General features: G+C 60.4%; 16 protein-coding genes. 9 read left to right on the top strand and 7 right to left on the bottom strand.

Translation table 11 applies throughout. The features are described 5' to 3' along the window. The first annotated feature begins 57 nt into the window (after window positions 1-57). The 4 genes from J2T55_RS06915 to J2T55_RS06900 all read left to right on the top strand — a co-directional run bounded on the left by J2T55_RS06915 (window position 58) and on the right by J2T55_RS06900 (window position 4,786). Entirely contained in the window at window positions 58-1,014 is a 957-nt protein-coding gene (locus tag J2T55_RS06915) for an arsenic resistance protein (protein WP_259055096.1), read from the top strand. A 146-nt stretch (window positions 1,015-1,160) separates the two neighbouring features. Next, on the top strand, window positions 1,161-2,498 hold the full coding sequence (locus J2T55_RS06910) for an esterase/lipase family protein (RefSeq protein ID WP_259055094.1): 1,338 nt from the start codon (window positions 1,161-1,163) through the stop codon (window positions 2,496-2,498). A 121-nt stretch (window positions 2,499-2,619) separates the two neighbouring features. Beyond that, complete coding sequence (locus tag J2T55_RS06905) at window positions 2,620-3,864, top strand: MgtC/SapB family protein (RefSeq protein ID WP_259055092.1); 1,245 nt, start codon at window positions 2,620-2,622, stop codon at window positions 3,862-3,864. Between the two features lie 82 nt (window positions 3,865-3,946). After that, window positions 3,947-4,786 carry a transglutaminase-like domain-containing protein gene (locus J2T55_RS06900; RefSeq protein WP_259055090.1) on the top strand — a complete coding sequence of 280 codons (840 nt, stop codon included), beginning with the start codon at window positions 3,947-3,949 and terminating at the stop codon, window positions 4,784-4,786. Window positions 4,787-4,803: 17 nt separating this feature from the next. On the opposite strand, the gene J2T55_RS06895 is transcribed toward J2T55_RS06900, so the two are convergent. Together J2T55_RS06895 and J2T55_RS06890 are read right to left on the bottom strand one after the other, a co-directional pair. Continuing rightward, on the bottom strand, window positions 4,804-5,070 hold the full coding sequence (locus J2T55_RS06895; RefSeq protein ID WP_259055088.1) for a hypothetical protein: 267 nt from the start codon (window positions 5,068-5,070) through the stop codon (window positions 4,804-4,806). 135 nt (window positions 5,071-5,205) lie between these two features. Further along, entirely contained in the window at window positions 5,206-6,186 is a 981-nt protein-coding gene (locus J2T55_RS06890; protein WP_259055087.1) for an NAD(P)H-dependent flavin oxidoreductase, read from the bottom strand. A 187-nt stretch (window positions 6,187-6,373) separates the two neighbouring features. Between J2T55_RS06890 and J2T55_RS06885 the strand changes: the two genes are divergently transcribed. After that, window positions 6,374-7,090 (top strand): glutathione S-transferase, encoded by a 717-nt coding sequence (locus J2T55_RS06885; protein ID WP_259055273.1) that lies wholly within the window; start codon window positions 6,374-6,376, stop codon window positions 7,088-7,090. 19 nt (window positions 7,091-7,109) lie between these two features. Here the strand turns inward: J2T55_RS06885 and J2T55_RS06880 are convergent, their stop codons facing one another. From J2T55_RS06880 to J2T55_RS06870, 3 genes are read right to left on the bottom strand one after another with little or no spacing between them, the layout of a single operon-like run. After that, window positions 7,110-7,685: a DUF6151 family protein gene (locus tag J2T55_RS06880; protein ID WP_259055086.1), complete on the bottom strand. Its 576-nt coding sequence runs from the start codon at window positions 7,683-7,685 to the stop codon at window positions 7,110-7,112. Between the two features lie 50 nt (window positions 7,686-7,735). Further along, entirely contained in the window at window positions 7,736-8,653 is a 918-nt protein-coding gene (locus J2T55_RS06875; protein WP_259055084.1) for a PhzF family phenazine biosynthesis protein, read from the bottom strand. Between the two features lie 40 nt (window positions 8,654-8,693). Continuing rightward, on the bottom strand, window positions 8,694-9,803 hold the full coding sequence (locus tag J2T55_RS06870; protein ID WP_259055083.1) for a glycosyltransferase family 4 protein: 1,110 nt from the start codon (window positions 9,801-9,803) through the stop codon (window positions 8,694-8,696). A 61-nt stretch (window positions 9,804-9,864) separates the two neighbouring features. On the opposite strand from J2T55_RS06870, the gene J2T55_RS06865 reads away from it, so the two are divergent. Further along, window positions 9,865-10,653 (top strand): glycosyltransferase family 2 protein, encoded by a 789-nt coding sequence (locus tag J2T55_RS06865; RefSeq protein WP_259055081.1) that lies wholly within the window; start codon window positions 9,865-9,867, stop codon window positions 10,651-10,653. Window positions 10,654-10,665: 12 nt separating this feature from the next. Here J2T55_RS06865 and typA read toward each other — a convergent pair whose 3' ends face one another. Together typA and J2T55_RS06855 are read right to left on the bottom strand one after the other, a co-directional pair. After that, window positions 10,666-12,498 (bottom strand): translational GTPase TypA, encoded by a 1,833-nt coding sequence (gene typA, locus J2T55_RS06860; protein ID WP_259055080.1) that lies wholly within the window; start codon window positions 12,496-12,498, stop codon window positions 10,666-10,668. A 488-nt stretch (window positions 12,499-12,986) separates the two neighbouring features. Next, complete coding sequence (locus J2T55_RS06855) at window positions 12,987-13,346, bottom strand: cupin domain-containing protein (RefSeq protein ID WP_259055079.1); 360 nt, start codon at window positions 13,344-13,346, stop codon at window positions 12,987-12,989. 45 nt (window positions 13,347-13,391) lie between these two features. Here J2T55_RS06855 and hemH point away from each other — a divergent pair, with 45 nt between their 5' ends. The 3 genes from hemH to J2T55_RS06840 all read left to right on the top strand — a co-directional run bounded on the left by hemH (window position 13,392) and on the right by J2T55_RS06840 (window position 17,117). Then, a complete protein-coding gene (gene hemH, locus J2T55_RS06850; protein WP_259055078.1) occupies window positions 13,392-14,504 on the top strand; it encodes a ferrochelatase in 1,113 nt (370 codons plus the stop codon). Beyond that, window positions 14,464-15,471: a glycosyltransferase gene (locus J2T55_RS06845; RefSeq protein ID WP_259055077.1), complete on the top strand. Its 1,008-nt coding sequence runs from the start codon at window positions 14,464-14,466 to the stop codon at window positions 15,469-15,471. Before hemH ends, J2T55_RS06845 begins: the two co-directional genes overlap by 41 nt. Before the next feature lie 68 nt (window positions 15,472-15,539). Then, complete coding sequence (locus tag J2T55_RS06840; RefSeq protein ID WP_259055076.1) at window positions 15,540-17,117, top strand: alkaline phosphatase family protein; 1,578 nt, start codon at window positions 15,540-15,542, stop codon at window positions 17,115-17,117. Window positions 17,118-17,151: the final 34 nt, after the last annotated feature.

Here is a 17,151-nt window from a genome sequence, read left to right as displayed (position 1 = left end):
CAGCATCATCATGCTATTTTGCTGATCGAGCAACGGCTTAAATCCGGAATACAACACTTGCGCGCAGCCCTCGAACGTCAGCAGGCATGGATCTACCTGGCGGCGATACTGGCCGGTATGGTCGCCGGTACAGTCGCGCCGGCAACGCTACAGAGTGGGGCATTCCTGCTGTGGCCGGCACTGGGCTTGCTGCTCTATGTCACCTTCACCCAGGTACCGCTCACGCGCCTGACAATGACCTTTCGCGATGGCCGTTTCATCGCCGCACTGCTGGTCGGCAATTTCCTGTGCATACCGTTGATTGTCGGCCTGTTACGGTTGTTGTTGCCTGCCGAACCCGCCATTCAGCTCGGCGTTCTGCTGGTACTGCTGGTGCCCTGTACCGACTGGTTCATCAGCTTCACCTATCTCGGCCGGGGCGATGCGCCGCGCGCCATCGCCGCTGCCCCATTGCTGCTGGTCGCGCAATTATTGCTGCTGCCAGTATACCTGTGGCTGTTTATCGGCACGCCGGCGATCGAACTGGCCCTCGGCGGGCACCTGCTGACCGCGTTTTCCGGCCTGATTCTGCTGCCGCTGATGCTCGCCTGGCTCACGGAATATATTGTCGAGCGCAGTCATCATGGCAAACGCCTGGTCGAGGATCTGGGGATCCTGCCGGTGCCGCTACTGGCCGTGGTGGTATTCCTGATCGCCGGTTCACAAATCGGCATCGTCCTTGAACTGAGCAATCTGCTCGCTCAGTTGCTGCTGGTGTTTGCCCTGTATCTCATCGCCGCGGCCGGCCTCGGCAAGCTGCTCGCGCGTTGGTTTCGGTTATCCGTTCGCGCCGCTCGGACGCTGGCTTTCAGTTTCGGCACCCGCAACTCCTTCGTCGTGCTGCCGCTTGCCCTGGCCGCGCCTGATACCTTTCGCGCTGCCGTGGTGGTCATCGTCTTTCAATCGCTGGTTGAACTGTTCGGCATGGTGGCCTTTGTTCAATGGATCCCGCGCTGGCTCATGCCGGATCGCTGACCCGATAATCCTGCCCGAGCGATGAACGTGTATAACCGTATTCCGCGAAGCACTCAACCTTCATCAACACTGATAAAGTGATGGACGATTAGGCTACACTCCATAATACGGCACTGGAGTCGAGCACACAGGCGAAGGGGGCGGCCATGCTGGTCATTATACATGGATGGAGCGACGGGTCCGATTCCTTCAAACCGCTGGTGCGGCGACTGGTTGCCGCCGGCATTGCGCAGGAAGGTATCGAACAGATTCACCTCGGCGACTACCTGTCGCTGGACGATCAGGTCACCTTCGACGATGTCGCCACGGCACTGGAACGCGCCTGGACACAACACAACCTGCCGCGCGGACCGCGCAGTGTCGACGTCGTCGTCCACAGCACCGGCGCACTGGTAATCCGCGACTGGCTGACGCGCTATTTCGAGCCGGGCACGGCACCGGTCCACCGGCTGCTAATGCTGGCACCGGCTAACTTCGGCTCACCGCTCGCGCACACCGGCCGCAGCCTGATCGGCCGGGCGACCAAGGGCTGGCACGGCTCGCGGCTTTTCGAGACCGGCACGCATATCCTCAAGGGCCTGGAACTGGCCAGCCCCTATTCAGCCGCGCTGGCCGGACGCGATCGGTTCTGCACCGAATCCTGGTATGGTCCCGGCCGCATGCTCTGCACTGTTCTGGTCGGCAATACCGGTTATAGCGGCATTGCCGCAATCGCCAACCGACCTGGCAGCGACGGTACCGTGCGGGTATCGACCGCAAACCTCAACTGCGCCCGGCTCGATGTCGATTTTGCCAGCGATCCGAAACAGCCGGACTACAGACTGACCGACTGCAACGGCCTGACGGCTTTCGGTATCATGGACGGTGAGGATCACAGTTCGGTTGCCTGCAAGGGCGGCGGCCCGCGCAGCAATGCAACGCTGCAAACTATCTTCGAGGCGCTACGGGTTGATGATGACGATTTCAAGGGCTGGTGCGACAAGCTGGCCGGGCAGACCCGCCAGCTGATGGACAAACGCAACAGGCGCGGCAGTCAGCCGTACTATCACGGTTACCAGAACACTGTGGTCCATGTGCAGGATCAATACGGCAACCCGGTGCCGGACTACCTCATCGAACTGTTTGCCAACGACGACAAGGGCCGCCGCAACCGGCGACTTACCCGACAGCTGCAGGAGGGAATCATCGTCAACGTGCATGCCTATAGCGACGATGCTGCACGCCGCAGCATGCTGATCAACTGTCGGCAATTGCGCGCGTTACTCGATCGGGATGATGACCGTCTGAACATCAGCATCACGGCCAGTCCCGACATCAACAACCACGATGTCGGCTTCGGCACCTACAGCGACAAGGATATCGGCTTTCTGTCGCTGCAACGCGAACAGAGGGATGCCCTGTTTCAGGACAACCGCACGCTGCTGCTGAGCATCACGCTGCGTCGCGAGCAGACGGATAAACTGTTCCGTCTGCATCCCTATTAACGAAACCGGTCACCGCCGCCTGCTTGCACCGGCGACACCTGCATCGCCGGCACCGGGCAGGCAATGAGTCCATACCAGCCGATGCTACATCTGCTGTACCCTATCATTCATGGAAGCGAACATGCCATTTTACGGGCTTGGCGTTGCACTGCTGCTGGGCCTACTGATCGGCCTGGAACGCGGCTGGAAAGATCGCGAACAGGCCGAAGGGCAGCGCGTTGCCGGCATCCGTACGTTCGCGCTGATCGGTCTGCTCGGCGGCGTCTGCGGTCTGCTGGCACAGAACCTCAACGCAGTCGTGCTGGCCGTTGCCTTTGTCGCGCTCGCCGTTGTGCTGGGCTGGGCGCATGCCGTCAGTCAGCAGCACAACACTGACGTTGGCATTACCGGGGTCATCGCCGGCCTGCTGACCTTTACCTTCGGGGCGCTGGCCATGCTGGGTGAGGCGGCCCTCGCCGCCACCGGCGCGGTGATTACCGTCCTGCTACTGGGCATGAAGCCGACTCTGCACGCCTGGGTCAGACGGCTGGAGAAGCAGGAACTCCACGCCACGCTAAAGTTGCTGCTGATCTCGGTCGTCATCCTGCCACTGCTGCCCAACGAAGGTTTCGGTCCCTGGCAGGCCCTGAATCCCTACAAGATCTGGTGGATGGTGGTATTGATCGCCGCCATCTCGTTTGTCGGCTATTTCGCCACCCGAATTATCGGTGCAAGAAAAGGCATCATGGTCACCGGCCTGTTTGCCGGTCTGGCATCATCCACCGCCGTGACCTTGCACCTGGCACGGCTTGCCCGCCATCAGCCCGGGCCCTGCAACATCTACGCCGCCGGCATCCTGCTGGCCTGGGCAACCATGTTTCCGCGCATGCTGATCGTCAGCAGCCTGTTCAGCCAGCCCCTGGCGCTGGCGCTACTGGTTCCGGCCGGCGTCATGACCGTCGTTGCCTATACCGGTGCGTGGCTGTTCTGGCGACAGAGCAAACACCAGGCACATAGCGACCAGGCCCGGCTCAGCAATCCGTTCGAGTTGAAGCCGGCGCTGATCTTCGCCGCCCTGCTCGCCGCGATCATGCTGCTGTCGCACGTACTGCGTGAGCAGTTCGGCGATACCGGCACCTACCTGCTGGCGGCCGCCTCCGGCATCGCCGACGTCGACGCGATCACCCTGTCGCTGGCGGACATGGCGGGCAACGATTTACGCATCGAGACCGCCGCTCTTGCACTGCTGATCGCCGCGTTCATGAACACATTCGTCAAGACTCTGCTGGCGATCGGCATAGGCGGGTCGCAGCTCGGCCGGCGCGCCGGTGCCGCGGGCATGGCCATCATCATCGCCGGTATGGCAGGCTGGTGGCTGTTTCACTGACGCGGTAGCTGCGGACAGCGGCATACATTTAACGTATTCTGATTGATGAAACACACCCAACCAGCGGGGAGAATCGATCCGCATGCAGCGTTTTAACCTCGGCGCCAGACTGCAATACCGTACCTTCGAGCCCGCGACTTTCGTGTTCAACATTGCCGTGGCGGAAAACGATCACCAGAAGGTCGTGTCCGAGGATATCCGCCTGCTGCCGGAACTGGATTTCGAGCAGCACGTCTACGAGCCGGGAGACAGCCGTTACCTACGCGTCAATGTGCCCACCGCCGGCAGTTTCGAAATCGATTATCGCGCCACAGTCGAGTCAACACCCTACTATTCCACCGCCCCGGTCATTGCAGAAGTCCCGCATGCCGTAATGCCGCTGGATGTGCTGACCTATTTGTACCCGAGCCGCTACTGCGAATCCGATCGGCTCATGCGGCTGGCCGAACTGCAGTTCGGTTACCTGCTGCCGGGTTACTCGCGAGTCCAGGGCATCTGCAACTGGATCTATGACAATGTCGTCTATCTGTCCGGCAGTACCAGCAGTGGCACCTCGGCATTCAACACGGTGACCGAGCGGGCCGGGGTATGTCGCGACTTTGCCCATCTGGGCATTGCCTTCTGCCGGGCACTGGGTGTGCCTGCGCGATTTGTGACGGGCTACGTGGTCGGTCTCAACCCGCCCGACTTTCACGCCGCCTTCGAGGTTTACCTGGAGGATCGCTGGTACCTGTTCGACGCTACGCGGCTGGTATCACTGGACCAGTTCATACGCGTCGGCACCGGTCATGATGCCGCCGATGTGTCGTTTGCCACGATCTTCGGACCGGTGGAGATGACCTGGATGGAACTGTTCATCAATGGCGAGGCGGACAGCGACACGGACATGGCGACGACCGCAATATCGACGATCGCGATCTGATCGCGCAAGCAATAGAACTAGCGCCGCCGGAATTCGCGTAGTGCCGGATTGGCCCGATCGATGTCGGCCTGTACCTGTTCACAGCTGCGTTCGTAGACAATTTCGCGACCCATCACGTTGCCGACAAAGAAAAGCCCGTTGCGGCCGGGCAGCAGATCACAGCGGACACTGTGCACACCTTCACCCAGTACCACTTCAATATGATGCGCATGCTTGCTGTAAACCAGCACATCAAGCAATTGACCGCTTTCCGTTACCCGTACCTTGATCGTTTCATTATGCATGGCCGTCCCCGCCCGGATCCGTTCCGGGCCTGTATACGTATATACACGGCGCAGAGCGCCATGACCAGCAGCGCGATCGCGCTGCCCGCGGTGCGTTTTTTCCTGACTGCGCTACTCGCCAGAGTGTTGGCCGGGTCACGGGCTGGCCACGCGACCGGCATGTCGTTCCAGCTGCGCCCGGGCGCCGGCCACCAGGCGTTCGACCAGTACTCCGGCCGGCGGACTATCGGTGATGAGATCGACGCCCTCGCCGAGGATCAGGGGTGCTAAACGGAAATCGCCCGCCTCGATGGCCGCCTGCAGGCGCGCCCGTTCCGCCGGCAACACCGCTTCCAGCGCCTCGCGATTGCCGTGCCAGTTTTCGGTCATGTCATTACGCAGGCTGCGCAGCGTGTACGGCTGCGGCCAGTCCAGTCCGCGCAGCTCATCGAAGACGGAACTGCGCAGCGTCCTGTCGCCGTCGGCTGCCAGCGCCGCCGCCTTGGCCACCGGATGGGCGCCCGATTCCTCGGTGACGTAGAAACGGCTGCCCATCAGCACCCCTGCGGCGCCCAGCATGAGTGCCGCCGCCAGACCGCGGCCGTCGCTTATGCCACCGGCGGCGACAACCGGCAGCGGGTCCACGGCATCGACCAACGCCGGCACCAGCGGCAACGTGGCGCGGCTGGCACCGTGGCCGCCAGCCTCGGTGCCCTGGGCAACGATCACGTCCGCGCCCTGATCGGCGACCTGGCGGGCCTGGGCCAGTGTCTGTACCTGCGCGATCAGCAGGCAATCGGCCGCCTTGATCTTCTCGACAAACGGCGCCAGGTCGCCGAACGACAGCATGATCGCGTGCGGTCCAGCCGCCAGCGCAACATCAAGTAACGCTGGCTGGTTGGCCAGACTCCAGGTGATGAAGCCAATGGCGAACGGTTTGCCGCTGAGGTGGGCCAGTTCCGCCTCCAGCCAGTCACGATCACCGTAGCCGCCACCGAGGATGCCCAGCCCGCCGGCAGCGGAAACCGCTGCCGCCAGTTCCCCGTCCGCGATTCCGGCCATGGGTGCAAGCAGGATCGGATGCTTGATATCAAGCAATTGCGTCAGGGATGTCTGTATCGAGGTCTCTCCGGGCATGGCCGCTGCTCCTTGATGAGTTATGAGACTGACTGCACGATCGCTGCATCTCGGTGACGGCATCAGCGTACCACGGCAAAACTATACCGCGCTGCCATCGCTGGATGACCCTCTTGCCACCGCCGACCGTGGCATGGTGCCGTCATGCGGCGTAGATTATGAGCCGTGGTTTTATGAGGACCGCGTCATGCGCTACGAACTCTACTACTGGCCCGGCATACAGGGCCGCGGTGAATTCATCCGGCTCGCACTCGAGGCGGCCGCCGCCGACTATCGCGATGTTGCGCGTGAGTCCGACGCGGGCATGGCAACCATGATGCAGCTGCTGGAAGATCCCGAAAATACACGTCCGCCGTTCGCCCCGCCGTTCCTGAAAGCCGGCCGGCAAATTATCGCCCAGGTCGCCAATATCCTGCTCTACCTGGGACCGCGGCTGGAACTGGTGCCGGACAGCGAGCCCGGCCGGCTCTGGGCACATCAGCTGCAGTTGACGATCGCCGACTTCGTCGCCGAGATCCACGACGTCCATCATCCCGTAGCGGTGGGCCTTTACTATGAAGAGCAGAAACGCGAGGCACGCCGACGGACGCAACATTTCACGGCCGAACGGCTACCGAAGTTCCTCGACTACTTTGAACGCGTCTGGACGAACGGGCCGAACGGCGACTACCTGTTCGGCCGTAAACTCTCATACGTGGATCTGTCGCTATTCCAGATCATCGCCGGCCTGAACTATGCGTTTCCGGCAAATATGAAAAAGCTGGCGCCGGACTACCGCGGTCTGATCGGCATACACAACCGGGTTGCGGCACGCCCGAATATCGCCGCCTATCTCGATTCCGAACGGCGCCTGCCGTTCAGCGAGCACGGCATATTTCGCCATTACCCGGAGCTAGACGAGTGACGTTGCCTGCCTGACATCTTCATGCGGCGAGAACGTGCGGCGTGACTACCGGTCTGCCCGTAGCATCGAAGAACGGTGTCGGTCTGTGCTGCCGCCGCAGAATGGCCAGCAAAAGACGCGGCAGAACCCGCAGCAGCATGCGTGCAGGGAAGCCCTTATAGACGGTTCGATACGGCGGAGTGCCGCGGGCATGTCTGCCCTGTACCCGAAACCGGACCGGGCCGAGATGGTTGTCGGGTACACCGGTAGCGTCCATGAAAGCATGAATCACGGCGACGAATGGCAGGCGCGCCGAGACCGTATTGGCGACCGGCGTATGGCAGCAGGCGGTATACCAGCGATACATGCCGCCGGCGGTCAGACGGACACAGCGCAGCTGTTGCGTGCCGCGGCGAATATCGATCTGCGCCGGCGTCATCTGGAAGACCTCTGTGCCGCCGTATTCATCCAGTATTGTTGTCTCGCGGCCGAGATAGCAGGCAAACGCCTGGCAGTCGTCGCAATAACAGACAGCACGGGTAACGCTGCGCGCGGAGACATCACGGGCCATACCCTGAACGGCGCCGCAACGACATTTCAGTACGACATCGACCATAACGGCTTTTTTACCTCGACCGGCTGCTGGATTGCAATAAAACCCGTCGTCTACACGCGCATTTGACCATGACAGACGCGAACCGCGCGGCCGCCGACGCGCACGCGCTGCAGGTGATCGCCGGCAGCTGACAATTCAATATGCAGGCGGCTCGGCCGCAGCATATCCTCGCCCTGGGCAATCACATAATGGCCAGCGCTGCGAGTGGCATGCCATAAATAGCCGGCAAAAGCCGCCGCGGCCGCGCCAGTGGCCGGATCCTCCGGTACGCCCAACGCCGGGGCAAACATGCGTGCGTGGAAATCGACGCCGCTGGCATCATCGCCACGACAGAACAGGTAAACCTGTGCTGCGTCGCTATTGGCCAGGAGGTCGCGCCAGCAATGGAGGTCGAGAACGCAGTCGCGCAGGGCCTGGCGATCGCGCAGCGGGATCAGAGTCATCGGCACGCCGGCGCTGCCAGTCTGCACCGGCATACCGTGCGCGCCGATCTGCTCCGGGGCGAGTCCGAGCATATTCGCGAGACGCGCCGCCGGCGGTGCCTGCAGACCAGCCTCGGGTAATTGCGGCAGTGTCAGCCACGTGAAGCAGCCGCCATTGTGATCATGCTGTAGCGTGATCGGCACCTGGCCAATGCCTTCTTCCAGCAGGAATTCCGTCACGTCACTGGCCGGCGCCGGCGCCATCCCGATCTCGGCCAGCAGTTGCGCCGTGCCAATGGTCGGATGACCGGCGAACGGCAGTTCGCTTTGCGGTGTGAATATCCGCAAACGACGTAGTGCATCGGGATGCTCGGCCGGGCGTACGAACACGGTCTCCGGGTAGTTGAACTCGCGCGCGATCGACTGCATGAGACCGGTATCCAGATCGGGGGCATCGGGGATCACGGCCAGCGGATTACCACCGAAGACGCGCTCGGTGAATACATCCAGCGTGTAGTAGTTCAACTCGGTCATGGTTTCAGCCATTGCAAGGCCTCCGGCGATAAAAGCGGACTGGCCCCGATCCTCAGGCAGTCTCCAGCAGGCTGCGGTAAACCTGCAGGTTGCCGGCGACCATGTTGTCCAGGGAGAAATGCTGGCGGATATGTTCCTGCACCGCCGTCACCAGGCGCGTGCGCAGTGCCGGCTCGCGGATCAGCCTTTCCAGGCAGGCGGCGAGCGCGCTCGCATCACCTACCGGACACAGCAACCCCGTTTTCTGATCACGGATGATCTCGGGTATGCCACCGACCCGGCTGCCCACCAGGGCACAACCGGCCGTCCCGGCGTCGAGCAGCAACGAACCGAGTCCTTCATTGTTCGAGGGCAGCGCCAGTATGTCCAGGCCACCCAGAATCCTCGGTACATCGCGTCGATGTCCCAGGAAGGTGACCGCACTGTCCAGATTGCTGGCCGCCACGCGTTCCTTCATGGTATCCAGCAGCGGCCCGTCGCCCGCCAGGACCGCATGAAAATTCAGGTCGCGCGGCAGCATCGCCAGCGCCTGGATGAGGGTTTCATAGCCTTTCTGATGGGTAAAGGCGGAAGCATTGCCCAGCAATACGGTATTTTCGTACAGGCCCAGTTCGCGCTGCAGTTCGCGCTTTGCCGCCGGCCTGTCGATGTCCGCATACACAGCAGCATCGATGGCACTGCGTACCAGACTGATTTTTTCCCCGGACACGCCGTAACGGATCAGTATGTTGCGAATACAGCCCGATATGGCGACATACCGATCAACATGCTTATTGAGATATTTCCGGCGTGTCGGCCAGTACGGCTTGATGCGGTTGTCCACGCGCCGATGCACCACCAGGCGCAGCTGCGGCAGATGGCGTTTCAACCGCAATGCCAGGCTGTGGCCGCCGGAAGACTGGGCATCGATAATCTGAATCTGCTGATCACGGCAATACGCAACAAGATGTTGCACGGGTATCGGCCACCACTTTCTGCGTTCGAAACCCAGCACCGGACACCATTCGACAAAACGCTCCAGTCCGCGGCTACCATGCGGATAGGCGACATGATGTTCGATATTCTCGCCGGCACTGCCCTCGATCAGCAGGCGAATCTGGTTCTCGCCACCGCGCCAGTTCATCTCGTCGCCGATATGCAGCACCCTGAGTGGCTTGCTCAAAACCTGCTCCTGTGGTTTGCTTGCCGGATTATTCCGGTCATTATTTATAGATACAGGATACATGGACAACCACTCGATTTCCGCCGCGATCATTGCCCAGGACGAGGCCGCCAATATAGCCCGCTGCCTGGATTCGCTGGTCGGTGTAGTTGACGAGATCGTGGTCATCGACAGTGGCAGCAGCGATGACACCGAGGCCATCTGCCGCAACTATCCGCAGGTCCGTTTTCTGGCCGTTGCCTGGCGCGGTTTCGGCGCACAGAAACAGGCGGCGGTTGATGCCTGCCAACATGACCGCATCCTGTCGCTGGATGCCGACGAGTGTCTGTCCGAAGAACTGGCCGCCAGTATTCTCTCCCTCAGGGAGACGGGCTTCGAACCGGGGCAGGCCTACTATCTCAAGCGACTGAACAACTACTGTGGCCGCTGGATACGGCATTGCGGCTGGTACCCGGACAAACAGCTGCGGCTGTTCGATCGGCGCCACTGCCACTGGCAGGACGTACTGGTACACGAACACATTGTTTGCAATGAACGGGTAACGCGTTCAGTTCTGGATGGCGATCTGCTGCACTATTCCTTCGACAGCATTGCCGACCATATCGACCGCATCAATCAGTATTCGGATTTGGGGGCCCGGAAAGTCGCCGGCAAAACGGCACTCGGCGGCCGGGCGGTACTCGGCGGGTTATTCCGGTTCTTCCGCATGTATCTATTGAACCGTGGCTTTCTCGACGGCTTCCACGGTTTTAGTCTCTGCTGGCTGTCCGGTATGGCGGTGTTCCTGAAATATGCCAAGGCCAGACAACTCGACAAAGACAAGCGCCGCTCGTCAGACAGCCGTCAATGACGACTGAGCGTGTCAGCCGGCCTTGCGTGCCTCGGACTTGCGCTCGTTTTCCCTGAGATACTTCTTGCGCACACGAATGGCTTTCGGCGTGATCTCGACCAGCTCGTCGTCGTTGATGAATTCCAGCGACTCTTCCAGTGACAGTTTCACCGGCGGTGTCAGCAGTACGTTCTCGTCGGAACCGGAAGCGCGCATGTTGGTGAGCTTCTTGCCCTTGAGCGCGTTGACGACGAGATCGTTTTCGCGCGAGTGGATGCCGACGATCTGGCCTTCGTACACTTCCTGCGCCGGCTCAACCATCATGCGGCCGCGATCCTGCAGGTTAAAGATCGCAAACGCCAGCACCTTACCCTGGTCGTTGGAGATCAGCACGCCGTTGTGGCGATTGCCGATCTGCATGTCGACCTTCGGCCCGAAGTGATCGAAATTGTGCGCCAGCAGACCGGTACCGGACGTCTCTGACAGAAACTCGGTCTGGAAACCGATCAGACCGCGTGACGGGATGGTGAAGTCGAGCCGTACTCGGCCCTTGCCATCCGGCAGCATACTGGTGAACTTGCCGCCGCGCTCGTTCAGCGCCTGGATCACCGCACCCTGGTGTTGTTCCTCAACGTCGGCGGTCAGGGTCTCGAACGGTTCGCACTGCTTGCCGTCGATTTCCTTGATGATCACCTGTGGTCGCGATACCGCCAGCTCGTAGCCTTCGCGACGCATGTTCTCGACCAGGATCGACAGGTGCAGCAGACCGCGGCCCGAGACCTTGAACTTGTCCGGATCGCTGGTCGGCTCGACGCGCAGGGCGACATTGGTTTTCAGTTCCTTGTCCAGCCGATCACCGATCTGGCGCGAAGTCAGAAACTTGCCTTCCTTGCCGGCGAACGGCGACTTGTTGACCTCGAAGGTCATGCTCATGGTCGGTTCGTCGACCTGCAGGGTGGGCAGCATTTCCGGCTGTTTCGGGTCGCACAGTGTTTCCGAGATACCGAGATCCTCGACGCCGCTGATGGCGATGATTTCGCCGGCCTGGGCATCCTCCACCTGCGTGCGGTTCAGGCCGAGAAAGCCAAGCACCTGCAGTACTTTGGCATTGCGCTTGTTGCCCGCGCGGTCGATGACCGTGACCGGCATGTTGGTTCTCACCGTGCCGCGCTTGATGCGGCCGGTACCGATGACACCAACGTAGTTGGAATAGTCCAGCGAGGTGATCTGCATCTGGAACGGGCCGTCCGGGTCGACGTCCGGCACGGCGACACGATCGCGAATGGTTTCGAACAATGGCGTCATGTCGCCTTCGCGCACGGAATCATCGAGACTGGCATAGCCGTTCAACGCCGAAGCATAGACCACCGGGAAATCGAGCTGCTCATCGGTGGCGCCGAGGTTATCGAACAGTTCGAATACCTGGTCCATGACCCAGTCCGGACGCGCACCGGGACGGTCGATCTTGTTGATGACGACGATCGGTTTCAGACCCAGCGCGAACGCCTTCTGGGTAACGAAGCGCGTCTGCGGCATGGGCCCGTCGACAGCGTCGACCAGCAGCAGCACCGAGTCGACCATCGACAGCACGCGCTCGACCTCGCCACCGAAGTCGGCATGACCGGGGGTGTCGACGATATTGATGCGGTAGGCCGTGCCATCGGCGGCAGTCCAGTCGATCGCGGTGTTCTTCGACAGGATAGTGATGCCGCGTTCGCGCTCCAGATCGTTGGAGTCCATGATGCGCTCACCCATGTCGCTGCGCGCGTCGAAGGTGCCGGACTGGTTGAGCAGCTTGTCGACCAGCGTGGTCTTGCCGTGGTCGACGTGAGCGATAATGGCGATGTTGCGAAGATTCTCAATCATGTAGATGCTACCGGTCCGGTGCGAAAAAGTCGGACATTATAACGTTTAAGTGCGGTGCAACATAAGGGATTTCTGGGTTTCTCTACTGGCCGCCGGGTGACGTTCGCGCATACCCGCCAATAAACATAAAAATCAATAAGATAAAAAAACAAGCCGGGCCGGGCCATTGCTGGCGGCGCACGGGGCGTGAAAGTCTGTTCAGCTTGTCCCGCGGCTGTTCGCCCGGCAAACGGGCTTTCAAAGGCGGCAATCACCAACCGCCCGCAGCCGACTTCAGTCGGCGAAACATGCGCTGAAGTGTTCGCGGATTATAATCCGCTCCCACAGGAGCCGGCCCTGCCAATCACCAGTTACCAATCAACCAGTCACCAAGAGGTTGTGCTGCGCCATACTGACAAGCCAAGCGCTCAAGCCCGGTGAAAACCGGACGACAGCGACGCTCACCCCGCCTGATTTGCGTTCATTCGCATGCGTTTGCGGCCAAGCGTTCACAGCCGCACATCGCCCTCCTCCGACCATGGCGGCACACAGGCGGCGACAAACAGCAGTTCTTCCGCGCCCAGGTTCTCGATCCACTGGTGCGCCCGGGCGGGAATATAAACGGCATCGCCTGGGCCCACCTCGGCAGTCTCGTCGTCAACATGCATCAGGCCACGGCCTTCGAGGATATAGTAGACTTCGATCTGCTCCAGATAATGGGCGTAGCTCTGCTTGCCCGGCGCAACCCGGGCCACGGCCAGCGACAACGGCAGTCCTGCACCGTCGTTGCGCGGGTGCAGTACCTCGCGGATGCCGCAACCGTCATTGGCGGTGAATTCATTGCAATCGGCGGTGCGCTTGATCAACATGGGCGCTTTGCTCCTCTAATCCATACAAGAAAACGACATACTGACATGAATCGTTATATCGGACAGCCCGACTACGTCCACGGCAGCGAGCCACGCATGGGTGTGCTGCTCACCAATCTCGGTACGCCGAACGCGCCCACGACCGGGGCGCTGCGCCGCTACCTGAAGGAGTTCCTGTCCGACCCGCGGGTAATCGAAACACCGCGATTGCCGTGGTGGTTCATCCTCAACGGCATTATCCTGAATACGCGGCCGCAGAAATCCGCCCGCTCCTATCGCAAGATCTGGACCGAGGAAGGCTCGCCGCTGATGCGAATCTCGCTCAAGCAGCAGCAGGCGCTGCAGCGCGCACTGGAAGAGAAGTTCGGCGGACCGGTCAAGGTGGCGCTGGCAATGCGCTACGGCGATCCGTCGATCCGGAGCGGACTGGAGGAATTACGCAGTGCCGGTATCCGGCGCCTGCTGGTATTGCCGCTGTATCCGCAGTATTCGGCGGCCACCAATGCCTCGACCTTCGACGCCGTCAGCAAGGTTCTGCAACGCTGGCGCTGGCTGCCGGACTTTCGCTTCATCAGTCACTACCATGACGAACCCGGCTACATCGACGCGCTGGCCCAGCGTATCCGTGCCCACTGGGACAACGAAGGTCGTGCCGACAAGCTGCTGTTCACCTTCCACGGTATTCCCAAACACTACTTCACCGCCGGTGACCCCTATCATTGTGAATGCCACGCCACTGCCCGGCTGCTGGCGGAAAAACTCGGCCTGCCCGAGAGCCAATGGCAGGTCAGCTTCCAGTCGCGCTTCGGTCCGCGCGAATGGCTGCGGCCCTACACGGATGAAGTACTGGCGGCGATGCCCGGCCAGGGCGTGAAATCGGTGCAGGTGGTCTGCCCCGGGTTTTCTGCCGACTGCCTGGAAACGCTGGAGGAAATGAATATCCAGAACCGCGAACTGTTCATGCAGGCCGGCGGCGATCGCTTCACCTACATCCCGGCATTGAATGACCAGCCGGCGCATATCGACTTTCTTGCCGATCTGGTCGCGAAACATGCCCAGGGCTGGCCGGAAGTACGTCCGGACTATGACCGGGAAACGGTCAGCAGGGAACAGGCCAATGCCCGGCAGCGCGCCCTGGCCATGGGATCCGAGCGCTAATGTGAGCCGCCCAGGCCAGCTATTGCACGATCGCCCTGTGCTTAGCGTCGCCGTCTGTACCTGGAACCGGGCCGAGCAACTCGACGGTCTGTTGACCTCCATGCGTGATCTGAGGTTGCCCGCCAGACAGGACTGGGAACTGCTGATCGTCAACAACAACTGCAGTGATGCCACGGATACGGTTATCCGGCGACACATGCCGGCTCTGCCGATCATCCACCTGCATGAAGCGCGTCAGGGTATTTCCCACGCGCGCAATACCGCCGTACGCCATGCGCGGGGAAATTACATCATCTGGACAGACGACGATGTACGGGTCGGTGCCGGCTGGCTAGAGGCCTATATCGCCGCCTTCGAGGAATACCCCGGCGCCGCGGCTTTCGGCGGTCCGATCCAGCCTTGCTTCGAGATTGAACCGCCCGAGTGGCTCGCACGAAACATCGACAGATTGGGCTCTTATTATGCCCTGCGGGACTTCGGGCCCACGCGACATGTGCTGCCTGAAAAGCATTATCCGTACGGTGCCAACATGGCGTTGCGAACCTGCATATTGCGCGAGCGGCCGTTTGAAGCCGGCTTGGGGCGTAACGGCGATATGCTGATCGGCGGCGAGGAAACGCGGATCATGGCCGCCCTGTGGGATGCGGGCGAAGAAATTATCTGGGTACCAGACGCGCCCGTAATTCACCATATCCCGGCATCAAGAATGTGCCTATCCTATTTACGGCGACTTCAGTATTGCGAAGGCCGCTATGGTCGCAGTCTTGCAGACATCGACGGCCGAAGCAGGAAGCTGCTGTATCTGCTACGCCGATGGCTGGGTCCGGAAATTCGCTACCGGCTCCAGCGTCTGGCCCGACAGCCGGCAGCACACTGGTTACCCGGCATGCTCCACGCAAGTCGCTGGCGGGGCCGCCTGGATGCTCGCTGGCGGGACAACACATCAAAACAGGGTGAAAACTGCTAGCCAGTTTGCTTTACTAGCCAACTGTAAACCTTCGCGCCATTCCGGGGACAGATGCCCAATAGACAAACATGAGCAATCGCCGGATATTAATGATAGGGCTCGATGGTTTTGAACCTTCGCTGGCTGAATCATGGATGCAACAGGGTGAGATGCCGAACCTCGCCCGTCTGTATCAGAACAGTGCCAATTTTGCCCTGGATCATGGCCGCGCCAAGTATTCGGGTCTTGCCTGGGAACACGTTAGTAGCGGACTGTCGCCAGCCGACAGTGGCCGCTGGTCGGCTGTCACATTCAATACTTCTGACTATTCCGTCCGCCAGGATCCGACATCCATGCGGCCATTCTTTGCAGATATCACCAGCCCTACCGTCATCTTCGACACACCCTACTGCGACCTTTCACAGGCACCAAATGTAATGGGCATGACCAATTGGGGCGCCCATGACCCCGGTGTGCCGACATACAGCCGTCCCGGGAACCTGCAGGCAATATTACGCGAGCGTTTCGGACCTTATCCTGCCCCCGAATGGATCTATGGAATGGCCTGGCCTTCGGTTGATAAAACAAAACACATGAGTGATGCGCTGGTTCGCGCTGTCGATACACGCAGTCAAGCAGCCGTATGGCTTCTTGGCGAGCATCTGCCTGACTGGCAGCTGGCCATGGTCGTGGTATCAGAGTGTCATTCCGGCATTGAGGCACTATGGCACGGTATTGATCCTGAACATCCACTGCACGGCATTGCATCCGCTCCTGTAGCTGCACGTGGAATGCGGCGCATTTACCGGGCCATCGACAAGCTTATAGGCGATCTGGTCAATAATTTCCCTGATGCAACCATAGTTGCTTTCGGCATGCATGGCATGGGGGCAAACAATGCCGATATTGCTTCAATGGTGTTACTGCCGGAGTTGCTTTATAGAAACGCATTCGGAAAATCCTACCTGCGATCACGTCAATGGCCCGTTCAGCTGCCCGATACCACGCCATTACTGGATGAAACTTTCAGCTGGAACCAGGCAATGCGCGAGGCAATACCGGGGCCGAAAACACGTAAACAGCGACTATTGCGTCTATTTCCGAAATTCGGACAAGCCAGACAATCGGCATCTCCGCCACTGGACTGGATGCCAGCCGCCCGCTATCGCTCATTCTGGTCACACATGCCGGCATTTGCCTTGCCATCTTTCTACGATGGGCGTATCCGCATCAATCTCAGAGATCGTGAATCGCACGGCAAGGTATCGCGCAGCAACTATGCGGCGAAATGCGAAGAACTTGTTGAATTACTACAAGTTTGTCGCGACCTGCAAACAGATCGACCCATTATTGACACTATAGTGCGCGGAGCAGACGACCCCATGCAGTTAACTGCCACGGAAGCGGATCTTTATATAACCTGGCAAGGGGCACCACTGGGGCTGAGCCATCCTGTGCTTGGTGATATCGGTCCAATCCCCTATCGCCGTACCGGTGGTCACACCGGTCCCTATGGCTTTCTTTGCACGGCCGGCGAAGGCATCAGGCCGACCGACCGGGGCATCACGAGTTCATTCAACGTCGTACCCACGGTCCTCGATCTGCTTGGCGAAACGATACCTCAGCATATCAGCGGCCAATCGCTTGCGACGACCCTGTTCAATTAGACTGGCTGTATCAAGGCGAAACAGCGAACTCTGA

It is taken from the genome of Methylohalomonas lacus, assembly GCF_024808875.1.
Classification (GTDB): Bacteria; Pseudomonadota; Gammaproteobacteria; order Methylohalomonadales; family Methylohalomonadaceae; genus Methylohalomonas; species Methylohalomonas lacus.
The sequence above is the reverse complement of the archived record's forward strand: the minus strand, read 5'-3'. Positions and strand labels throughout refer to the sequence as shown.

Bases quoted from the DNA above. Each gene is read 5' to 3' on its own strand.
- J2T55_RS06910 (WP_259055094.1), top strand. From the start codon at position 1,161: ATGCTGGTCATTATACATGGATGGAGCGACGGGTCCGATTCCTTCAAA.
- J2T55_RS06905 (WP_259055092.1), top strand. From the start codon at position 2,620: ATGCCATTTTACGGGCTTGGCGTTGCACTGCTGCTGGGCCTACTGATC.
- J2T55_RS06900 (WP_259055090.1), top strand. From the start codon at position 3,947: ATGCAGCGTTTTAACCTCGGCGCCAGACTGCAATACCGTACCTTCGAG.
- J2T55_RS06895 (WP_259055088.1), bottom strand. From the start codon at position 5,070: ATGCATAATGAAACGATCAAGGTACGGGTAACGGAAAGCGGTCAATTG.
- J2T55_RS06890 (WP_259055087.1), bottom strand. From the start codon at position 6,186: ATGCCCGGAGAGACCTCGATACAGACATCCCTGACGCAATTGCTTGAT.
- J2T55_RS06885 (WP_259055273.1), top strand. From the start codon at position 6,374: ATGCGCTACGAACTCTACTACTGGCCCGGCATACAGGGCCGCGGTGAA.
- J2T55_RS06880 (WP_259055086.1), bottom strand. From the start codon at position 7,685: ATGGTCGATGTCGTACTGAAATGTCGTTGCGGCGCCGTTCAGGGTATG.
- J2T55_RS06875 (WP_259055084.1), bottom strand. From the start codon at position 8,653: ATGGCTGAAACCATGACCGAGTTGAACTACTACACGCTGGATGTATTC.
- J2T55_RS06865 (WP_259055081.1), top strand. From the start codon at position 9,865: ATGGACAACCACTCGATTTCCGCCGCGATCATTGCCCAGGACGAGGCC.
- typA (WP_259055080.1), bottom strand. From the start codon at position 12,498: ATGATTGAGAATCTTCGCAACATCGCCATTATCGCTCACGTCGACCAC.
- J2T55_RS06855 (WP_259055079.1), bottom strand. From the start codon at position 13,346: ATGTTGATCAAGCGCACCGCCGATTGCAATGAATTCACCGCCAATGAC.
- hemH (WP_259055078.1), top strand. From the start codon at position 13,392: ATGAATCGTTATATCGGACAGCCCGACTACGTCCACGGCAGCGAGCCA.
- J2T55_RS06845 (WP_259055077.1), top strand. From the start codon at position 14,464: ATGCCCGGCAGCGCGCCCTGGCCATGGGATCCGAGCGCTAATGTGAGC.
- J2T55_RS06840 (WP_259055076.1), top strand. From the start codon at position 15,540: ATGAGCAATCGCCGGATATTAATGATAGGGCTCGATGGTTTTGAACCT.